The sequence below is a fragment of the Streptomyces sp. NPDC059142 genome (assembly GCF_042755665.1).
Classification (GTDB): domain Bacteria; phylum Actinomycetota; class Actinomycetes; order Streptomycetales; family Streptomycetaceae; genus Streptomyces.
The window spans coordinates 130775-133614 of record NZ_JBHZDA010000006.1 but is presented as its reverse complement, the minus strand read 5'-3'; the positions used below and the strand labels follow the sequence as shown (position 1 = coordinate 133614).

The following is a 2840-nucleotide window of genomic DNA, read 5'->3' as shown; positions in this document are numbered from 1 at the left end:
CCCTTGGTCCATGTAACCAGTCCCGTCTCCCGCGGGAAATTTTCGGTGCAGGGCCGGCGGGGGGCTCCACGAAGACGCGGCCCCTCCTCATCGAGGTGGGGCCGCTTTCTTCTGTCCGCCCGCGCGTCGACGGCGGGAGACGTGCGTCCCGGCGCCGGGGGCGGGTGCCCCGTACCCGCGATCGGCCCCCAGCGGTCGCCCGGCGGTGGGCGGCGCATCAGGATCGTCCTGAGAGCGACGCGGGCGGCACGGGACGGACTCGATGGATCACGACATGGAGCGAGGTGACGGCGCCGGAAGCGGCGTTCCGCCGGGGGGCCTCGGACGCAGGCGGTTCCTCGGAGTGGCAGTGGCGGGGGCCGCCTCGCTCACCGCGGGGGCGGTGGCCGGGTGCGACTCCACGGCGGAGGTGCGTCCTGGCGCCGCGCCCGGCCGTACGGGGAGCGGGTGGTCGGCCGCCGGTGAGCGGCGCCGGGCCGGGAGCCCCGACTGGCGCATCCGGTCCCCGGGGCCGCCCGGCGCGATCGAGGGCTATGCGGACAGGGTCAGCGTCCTGCCGGAGGAGTCCTTCGGGCTGCATGTCTCGACCACCGCCCCGGGCTTCCGCGTCTCGGCGTACCGGATCGGCTGGTACGGCGGTGCCCAGGCCCGGCTCGTCTGGCGGTCCGGCCGGGTGGCGGGCCGCCGTCAGCGCGCGCCGCGCGTGGAGAACGGCACCCGGACCGTACAGGCCGACTGGGAGCGTAGCGCCACGGTCCGCACCGGCGGCTGGCCGGAGGGGGCGTATCTGCTGCGGCTGGACGCGGAGAACGGTCACCAGCGGTACGTGCCGATGATCGTCCGCTCCGCGAGCGCCTCGGGCGCCACCCTCCTGATGCACGCCGTCGCGACCTGGCAGGCGTACAACTGGTGGGGCGGGTACAGCCTCTACAAGGGCGAGGACGGTGGGTACGGGAGCCGCTCGCTCGCCGTCTCCTTCGACCGGCCGTACGACAGGAACGGTGCCGAGAAGTTCCTGGTGTACGAGCGGGCCGCGGTGGTTCTCGCGGAGCGGCTGCGCATTCCCCTGGCGTACACGACAGGGGTGGACGTGCACCTCGCCCCGTCGGTCCTGCGGGGGGCCACCGCCGTGGTGTCGCTCGGCCATGACGAGTACTGGACTCCCGAACAGCGCCGGTACGTCACCCGGGCGCGCGACGCGGGGACGAATCTCGCCTTCCTGGGCGCCAACAGCTGCTACCGCAGGATCAGGCTGGAGCCGGCGGGGGCCCGGGCCGCCCGTACGGTCGTCTGCTACAAGACCGACTACCGGAACGATCCGTACCTCGCGGACCATCCCTCCATGCCGACCGACGACTTCAGATCGCCGCCCGCCGCCGATCCGGAATCGTCCATGACCGGTGTGCTGTACGAGGGTTACCCGACGGACGCCCCCTATGTCGTCCACAGCGCGGATCACTGGGTCTTCGCGGGGACGGGGGTCGAGAAGGGCGATTCCTTCGACCACCTCGTCGGAGTCGAGTACGACCGTGTCACGCCGGAGGCGCCCACACCGAGGCCGATCGAGATCGTCGCCCACTCGCCGCTGGTCTGCAAGGGGCGGGGAAGTCACTCCGACTCCGCGTACTACACCGTGCCGAGCGGCGCGGGTGTCTTCGCCTCGGGGACGATGCGGTGGGTCGAGGCCCTCATGGCCGGGACGAAGGAGAACGGCCGCAACCACGGCATGGACGCGCGAACCGGAACCTTCGTCACCCGTACGACCGAGAACGTGTTCCGTGCCTTCGCGGCCGGCCCCGTCACGAAGGAGCTGCCGGCGGCGCACGACAACGTGCGGAGCGTCTACGGACACACCGCCGACGGGACCGGCCCGTAGCCGCGGGGGCGCGGGAGCCGGTCCAGGTGGGTACGCGGGCGGACCGGCACGGCCGTTGCGGTGCCGCGGTGGCTCTTCCGGCGCCACGAGGGCAGCAAACTCCACGCCCGGATTTCTCGATGCGACGGAACTGTCCGGAAAGTGCCCCTTGTTGAGGACGATTTCATGATCGCCGAGACGGGCAGGGGAGGTAATGCCGCAGGAAGAACGCGCCTTTGTGGCGGGCCATATGCCGGAGATCCGCAGGGCGGACTGCGAAGAGGTGTGGCCGGGACCGATCGGCTGATATCGACGAGAACAAGCCCGCCTTTGCGATGGCCACCGTGGCGCGACGCGTGGACCGCCGTCCTGGAGACGGGTCGGCGGGGTGCTCGCCTCATGATCCAACGTGCCGGTCCGTGCGGGAAGTTGGTATGCGGTGTGTCACCGCGCGCCGGGCCGGAAAGGTGTTGACGGGTCCCGCTCGGCTGGTTACGGTGTGTCGGCAATGTTTGGTTCTAGACATTGCAAAGATGTTGCAAAGCGCGTTCAATTCAGAGCGGGCGACGGGGGATGGGCAACATTGGGTGCACAGAGACCCTTTCGCTCAGCTTGAAAACGGAGGAAGGGCTGCACTGTGCGACGAGACTCGATGGTGACGCAGGAAAAGACCGAAGGAATTCGACCGGAGTCGTTGGCGACGCAGGAGTTCGCCAACAGCGTTCTCGGCGGGGCTGCTCCGGGATTCCACTCGGATTCCGAGATACCCGCGATGGCCACGCCGGCCACACCGACCGCGGCCCAGTTCGTCATCCAGGGCAGCACGATCTGCCTGGTGTGCTGACGGAGCACTGAACTGCGGGGGGGGAGACAACGCCCAACAGTGGGGGTGCACGGGCCCCAGTATAGCACGCGCGCTACCGCCGGGGCGTGCGCGTCCGTAATCGTTTTTTTTGTTGGGGTTTGGAGGGGGGGGAGACTGGGG

2 protein-coding genes are annotated in these 2840 nt (G+C 70.1%); both read left to right on the top strand.

The features are described from left to right. Nucleotides 1-274 precede the first annotated feature (274 nt). Nucleotides 275-1876, top strand: coding sequence for a N,N-dimethylformamidase beta subunit family domain-containing protein (locus tag ACFXPK_RS04720; protein ID WP_385071621.1), 1602 nt, complete (start codon nucleotides 275-277; stop codon nucleotides 1874-1876). 631 nt (nucleotides 1877-2507) lie between these two features. After that, nucleotides 2508-2699 carry a cypemycin family RiPP gene (locus ACFXPK_RS04715; RefSeq protein WP_385000553.1) on the top strand — a complete coding sequence of 64 codons (192 nt, stop codon included), beginning with the start codon at nucleotides 2508-2510 and terminating at the stop codon, nucleotides 2697-2699. The last annotated feature ends 141 nt before the right edge of the window (nucleotides 2700-2840 follow it).

Excerpts from the sequence above, each read along its gene's own strand:
- ACFXPK_RS04720 (WP_385071621.1), top strand. The coding sequence starts at position 275 with ATGGAGCGAGGTGACGGCGCCGGAAGCGGCGTTCCGCCGGGGGGCCTC.
- ACFXPK_RS04715 (WP_385000553.1), top strand. The coding sequence starts at position 2,508 with ATGGTGACGCAGGAAAAGACCGAAGGAATTCGACCGGAGTCGTTGGCG.